Origin of the sequence: Coxiella endosymbiont of Ornithodoros maritimus, from assembly GCF_907164965.1 — a bacterium.
Lineage (GTDB): Bacteria > Pseudomonadota > Gammaproteobacteria > Coxiellales > Coxiellaceae > Coxiella.
This window is the reverse complement of record NZ_CAJRAM010000073.1, coordinates 1-6,078: the sequence shown is the minus strand read 5'-3', so window position 1 is coordinate 6,078 and position 6,078 is coordinate 1. Positions and strand designations below refer to the sequence as shown.

Sequence of the window (6,078 nt, the reverse complement as noted above, 5' to 3'; positions counted from 1 at the left end):
TTCAGAATTAAAGAGCTTTTATGAGGGGCTCGTTAAAAAAGGGAAAAAGAAAATGGTAGCGTTTGTAGCACTAATACGAAAAATTATTGTTATCGCCAATGCCAGATTAAAAAAATTTGAACAGAAAAAATCGCTAACTGCGGTATCACTGTGAAGCTGTGAATAAGGTGTGTAAAATGACTATTTATTATCCAGTTTTCAAACTTGCTCACAGCAATTCAAACATAGTTGATCCAGCGCACCAAAGGTGCACTGGGACGAGTGGGCTTTTAGTTTTTAGCACTTTTGGGAATGATAGACGAGGGACAAGTAGTACTACAATGAAACAATGGGTTAAGATGATAAATGGTATCGTTATTGATAAACGCGGCTTTCGGTTAGGCGTCGGGATGGTGATCATGAACAGGCAAGGGGAGCTATTGTGGGGGCGCCGGGGGTAGGTAATCCTGACGCTTGGCAATTCCTCAAGGCGGATTGTTACCCAACGAAACCTTGCGTAAGGCATTGAGATTCCAATCGGGGGCTAGATGAAGAAGTGGGACTGAGTCCTCATGACATTATTTACCTTCATGAGACACGTCAGTGGATAAGCTATCGACTGACCATAAAATTTCCCCGTCCCAAGCATCGCAGGCCGGTATGTATCGGACAGCGGCAAAAATGGTTTTTATTACAACTTACTGGAAAGGGTGACACCATCTCTTTGGATCATTGTTCGCAGCCGGAATTTGATCAATGGCGCTGGGTTGATTATTGGTATCTGGTGGACCACGTCGTTGAGTTTAAGCGAGACGTTTATCAGAAAGTATTAACCGAATTTGCGGAGTGTATTCGATAATATGAATATGCTGAAAATCCTTCGCCAAATCACGCAAGAAGTTAACGCTGCTCCCAATTTAGAGGAAGCGCTTAAGCTAGTGGTTGTTCGCTTGTGCGAAGCGTTGCCGCTCGATGCCTGTAGCCTTTTTATTTGCGATGACGTCCAGGGTGAATATGTATTAATGGCAACCCAAGGATTAAACAGCAAACAAGTGGGTAAACTACGCCTTAAATTCGGTGAGGGATTAATTGGACTGGTGGGTGAACGCGAGGAGCCGATCAACCTGGCTGATGCACCCCTTCATCCTGCCTATAAACACCGTCCCGAATTAGGGGAAGAAGACTATCACGGCTTTTTAGGGATTCCTATCATCGAGCAAGGTGAATTGTTGGGAATATTGGTGATCCAACAGTTAGAAAGCCATCATTTCGCGGAAGAGGAAGAGGCTTTTTGCGTAACCTTAGCTATTCATTTAGCTGCTGAAATTGCCCATGCGCGCGCCAAAGGCGCGCTGGAAAAATTGGGAGCACGAAAGCGTCGTCCTAGAAAAACGGAAACTGTTTTATACGGTGTGCCCGGTTCGTCAGGAGTCGCGATCGGCACAGCAATGATTGTTTACCCGCCGGCGGATTTAGACGCTGTGCCCGATCAAGAAATTACGGATATTGAAGCTGAAGTTTCTGATTTTGAAGCCGCGCTTGCTGCGGTGCGTGATGAAATTCAAACGTTGCAAGCGCGCGCAAAAAACTCCTTAAGTGTTGCCGAAAATGCGCTCTTTGATGCTTATCTTCGTCTCTTGGATAGTTGCACTTTTATTAATGAAGTGATCCATGAAATTAAAGAAGGACAATGGGCCCAGGGCGCGTTAAAACGCATTATCAAAAAACATGTATTGCATTTTGAATCCTTGGAAGACCCTTATTTGCGTGAGCGGGCAGCGGATTTTCGCGATTTAGGCCGACGCATCCTCGCTCATTTGCAGTTTAGTGAGCAAGAAGAATTAGAGTATCCTAAAAACACTATTTTAGTGGGTGAAGAAGTGACTGCCACATCACTCATTGAAGTACCTCGGGATCGTTTACGCGGCGTGATATCTGGAGCCGGGTCAAGCAACTCACACATGGCGATTTTAGCGCGCGCATTAGGGCTGCCAGCCGTGATGGGTGTTCGCGGTACACCCCTTTTCAAATTGGGTGAGCAGGAAATTATTGTTGACGGGTATAACGGGCAAATTTATTTATCACCCTCGGCCGAGATTAAAAAAGAATTTAAAGCGCTAGTCGAAGAAGAACAACAATTAGATGAAGAATTACAAGCGTTGCGTGAATTACCGGCTAAAACAAAGGATGGACACGCGCTGGCGCTCTATGTGAATACGGGACTTGCCATTGAGGGGGGCTTGTCATTAAGCGTGGGCGCCGAAGGCGTTGGCTTATATCGAACGGAAATGCCCTTTATGATCCGCGATCGATTTCCCAGCGAAGAAGAGCAACGCATTATGTATCGGCAATTATTAAATACTTTTGCGCCGCGGCCTGTTATTATGCGCACGCTCGATATCGGTGGCGATAAAACACTTCCTTATTTTTCAATGGAGGAGGATAACCCTTTTTTGGGATGGCGTGGTATTCGAGTGACTTTGGATCATCCCGAAATTTTTTTACAACAAGTGCGCGCGATGTTGCATGCCAGTGAAGGGCTAAATAATTTATCGATATTATTACCGATGATCACTTCGATTAATGAAGTGGAAACAGCCACCCGCATGATTAATCAAGCGCACGATGAATTAATTGAAGAAGGTATCAATGTGGAGCTACCTTCTGTGGGATTGATGATTGAAGTACCTGCGACTGTGTATCAGGCTTTTGAATTAGCGAAGCGTGTGGATTTTCTATCGGTTGGCAGTAATGATTTGATTCAATATTTATTAGCGGTCGATCGAAATAATCCTCGGGTGGCCAACCTTTATGACGGATTGCATCCGGCCGTTTTACAAGCTTTAAAAATCGTGGTGAAAGCCGGCCACCGCGCGGGCAAACCTGTAAGTATCTGCGGTGAAATGGCCGGCGATCCGTTAGCGGTTATTCTTTTATTAGCGATGGGGTTTGACACATTAAGTATGAACGCCCGAATACTGCCTCGTGTTAAATGGGTGATTCGTAATTTTGAGATGGCACATGCTAAAGAATTGTTGGATGAAGCGTTAAAAATGGATGATCCGAAAGACATCCGCTTACTGATGGAGCATACACTGGAAGAAGCTGGTTTAGGCGGTTTAATTCGCGCCGGACGGTAAGCGCTTTTAGAAAATAGCTGTTTCTCCCTGCTCTGTGATAGCATAATGACCCATGCTTTATTATCCACACATCGATCCCATGGCCTTTCGTCTTGGCCCGCTTAAAGTTCATTGGTATGGGCTCATGTACCTTGTTGGATTTGCAATGGCCTGGGGGCTTGCGTTATACCGCGCGCGAGATCCAAAACGTCATTGGACTGCCCAGCAAGTTGGCGATTTAATTTTTTATGGCGCTTTAGGGCTTATTATCGGCGGGCGGCTAGGGTACATGCTTTTCTATGATTTTTCCAATTTTATTGCCAATCCGTTAGTACTTTTTCAAGTGTGGCGCGGTGGAATGTCGTTTCATGGGGGTCTTATCGGCGTTATTATTACGACTTGGATTTTCAGTCGGCGAACTTACAAACGCTGGATGGATGTTACTGATTTTCTCGTCCCATTAGTGCCCCTGGGCTTGTCAGCAGGTCGTATCGGTAATTTCATTAACGGGGAACTGTGGGGGCGTGTGACAACGGTTCCCTGGGGTATGGTGTTTCCCAATGCAGGACCCTTGCCGCGGCATCCTTCCCAACTTTATGAATTTTTGCTGGAAGGGATGCTTTTATTTATTGTAATATGGTGGTTTTCTGCTAAGCTTCGGCCCCGGTTTGCGGTATCGTCTTTATTCTTGTTATGTTACGGATTATTCCGCTTTACTGTGGAATTTTTTCGACAACCGGATCCGCAACTCGGATTTGTTGCACTTGGTTGGCTGACTAAGGGGCAGGAATTATCACTGCCGATGATTATCATCGGTGGTTTTGCCTTATGGTGGGCTTATCAACACAAGAAGCGTTAAAATGATTAAACAATTTATACTTTTAGTATTACTTTCCTTAGCCGCCATTTTTTTCAGAATCGAATTGAGTTACGTTTTGGATGGACTGGTATATATTCACAATTACATTGCCAGGACGCTTCATCTGATTTTTTCTGATGATCCAGCCGGTCGCTTGATTCAGAATATGGTTTCATTATTAATTATCCCCGTTGTCGCTGGTTTTGTTGTAGCAACTGCTTTTTGGTTAATTAAACGAATGGTGATGCCGCATATGATGGCCGTTATTTGGGTTTTATGGCTAATTTTATTAACGACTATGGTTGGCGCAAACGCATATCTCGCTTCGGCCGTGAAAGCCTCTCCACGAGTGTCCACTATGGCGGTGGGTCGATGAAAGAATATCTTAATTTTTTGCAATTTATCCTTGATCATGGAGTCGCTAAAACGGACCGGACCGGAATAGGAACAAAAAGCGTTTTTGGCTACGAAATGCGCTTTAATCTACGTGAAGGTTTTCCGTTAGTTACCACTAAGAAAATTCATTTGAAAAGTGTTATTTATGAATTGTTATGGTTTTTACGAGGCGACACGAATATTCAGTTTTTAAATGACAATGGCGTGACCATTTGGGATGAATGGGCCGATGAAAACGGCGATTTAGGCCCGATTTATGGCAAACAATGGCGTCGTTGGCAATGTACGGATGGTTCCACCGTCGATCAGGCGCAAGGATTAATTCATGAAATAAAAATGCATCCCGATTCACGACGTTTAATTGTCAGCGCCTGGAATGTCGGTGAACTTGATCAAATGGCATTGCCACCCTGTCATTTACTTTTTCAATTTTATGTGGCGGATGGTTTTCTTTCTTGTAAATTAACTCAGCGTTCAGCCGACGCTTTTTTAGGTGTGCCGTTTAATATTGCTTCTTATTCACTTTTAACTCACTTGATCGCGCGACAATGCAATTTAAAAGCGGGTGAATTTATTTGGTCTGGCGGAGATTGTCATATTTATAATACCCATCAAGACCAAGTAAGCACCCAATTGTCGCGCGAGCCACGTACTTTACCCCAATTAATCATCAACCGTGATCCTCCATCCTTATGGAATTATGATTTTAACGATTTTTCCATCGTGAATTATCATCCATATTCCACTATTGAAGCGCCGGTTGCGGTGTAGGCGTTTTAAATACCTTTTTTTAAGGTGATTTTTTTAGCAGTGCGAAATACAAGTTTTTTACGGCGTCTTCGACAGGGTTTTCATCTTTCTTCTTAAGAACAGTTGGCTTGTAACGCGTATACGACGACGTTTTGATTATGGATAATTCTTGGTCGTGAAGCTTTATCTTGATGTTGAGGTACCTCATTGATGGTTAAGGTGGAGAGAATTTTCATGGCATAAGCAGACCCGCGTTCTTTTATTAAACTCTCGCCTACTTTTTTTGGCTAGGGCGAGAAGGTCTTCTTGAGGAATTTTTTCAGTAGGGCATACTGCCTTGGATTTTAAGATAAGTTTAACTTCAGTCTGTCGTTTCTGATTTTTGAAGTGATCCAAATAATTTGGAATAAAATAATGAAGGAGATTAATGGTGGCCGTATCTATATTGCATGGGAGATAACGCTTCTTTTAGAAAATCAAATGCTAATTCCTTATCAACGGTGAGATATAAATTAATGCAAATTTCAATAGTGTCCTTATGTTTTAAATTTAATATTCTTTGGACTCGACTCCACAGAATTTGTTCAGCATCGATATTTAAATAATGAGGAATCCCTTCAAAATATTCTCTAATGAGACGGTCGTTTCTTCTAATTAACAGCAATTCTAACAAATCTAAAAAATTTATTTGATTACTCATTGCTATAACCTATTTTTTAAATAATTTATATTTATTTTTTTAATATTTTGCTATAAAAGGAGGGTAGCGCAAGAGGAAATTCTGAAAGAAATCTTAAAAATTTATAACATTTTGTAACAGTCTTCGCAAAAGTAGCCTGTATGAAGCGCAGTGAAATACGGGGATGATAGACGAGATCATTATTTTCCCGTATTCTGCTTTGGTCTATACGTATATGGCCCCAGGGTTGTTGTCAACAATCAGTTTTGACGAAAAGAACGTATATGCGGCTTCAC

6 protein-coding genes are annotated in these 6,078 nt (G+C 42.6%); 5 read left to right on the top strand and 1 reads right to left on the bottom strand.

From position 1 onward, the window contains the following. The first annotated feature begins 535 nt into the window (after window positions 1-535). From OWO34_RS10000 to OWO34_RS06955, 5 genes are read left to right on the top strand one after another with little or no spacing between them, the layout of a single operon-like run. Entirely contained in the window at window positions 536-838 is a 303-nt protein-coding gene (locus OWO34_RS10000) for an RNA pyrophosphohydrolase (RefSeq protein ID WP_267257024.1), read from the top strand. Window position 839: 1 nt separating this feature from the next. Further along, window positions 840-3,119: a phosphoenolpyruvate--protein phosphotransferase gene (gene ptsP / locus OWO34_RS06970; protein ID WP_267257023.1), complete on the top strand. Its 2,280-nt coding sequence runs from the start codon at window positions 840-842 to the stop codon at window positions 3,117-3,119. A gap of 52 nt (window positions 3,120-3,171) precedes the next feature. Then, on the top strand, window positions 3,172-3,957 hold the full coding sequence (gene lgt / locus OWO34_RS06965) for a prolipoprotein diacylglyceryl transferase (RefSeq protein ID WP_267257022.1): 786 nt from the start codon (window positions 3,172-3,174) through the stop codon (window positions 3,955-3,957). A 1-nt stretch (window position 3,958) separates the two neighbouring features. Next, window positions 3,959-4,333, top strand: coding sequence for a hypothetical protein (locus OWO34_RS06960; RefSeq protein ID WP_267257021.1), 375 nt, complete (start codon window positions 3,959-3,961; stop codon window positions 4,331-4,333). Continuing rightward, window positions 4,330-5,124, top strand: a complete 795-nt coding sequence (locus OWO34_RS06955) for a thymidylate synthase (protein ID WP_267257020.1) — start codon at window positions 4,330-4,332, stop codon at window positions 5,122-5,124. The genes OWO34_RS06960 and OWO34_RS06955 overlap by 4 nt, the downstream gene beginning before the upstream one ends. A gap of 403 nt (window positions 5,125-5,527) precedes the next feature. On the opposite strand, the gene OWO34_RS06950 is transcribed toward OWO34_RS06955, so the two are convergent. Continuing rightward, window positions 5,528-5,803 (bottom strand): hypothetical protein, encoded by a 276-nt coding sequence (locus OWO34_RS06950; RefSeq protein WP_267257019.1) that lies wholly within the window; start codon window positions 5,801-5,803, stop codon window positions 5,528-5,530. Window positions 5,804-6,078: the final 275 nt, after the last annotated feature.

What these genes read in the sequence shown, in the direction of transcription:
- ptsP (WP_267257023.1), top strand. Translation starts at nt 840, where the DNA reads ATGAATATGCTGAAAATCCTTCGCCAAATCACGCAAGAAGTTAACGCT.
- lgt (WP_267257022.1), top strand. Translation starts at nt 3,172, where the DNA reads ATGCTTTATTATCCACACATCGATCCCATGGCCTTTCGTCTTGGCCCG.
- OWO34_RS06960 (WP_267257021.1), top strand. Translation starts at nt 3,959, where the DNA reads ATGATTAAACAATTTATACTTTTAGTATTACTTTCCTTAGCCGCCATT.
- OWO34_RS06955 (WP_267257020.1), top strand. Translation starts at nt 4,330, where the DNA reads ATGAAAGAATATCTTAATTTTTTGCAATTTATCCTTGATCATGGAGTC.
- OWO34_RS06950 (WP_267257019.1), bottom strand. Translation starts at nt 5,803, where the DNA reads ATGAGTAATCAAATAAATTTTTTAGATTTGTTAGAATTGCTGTTAATT.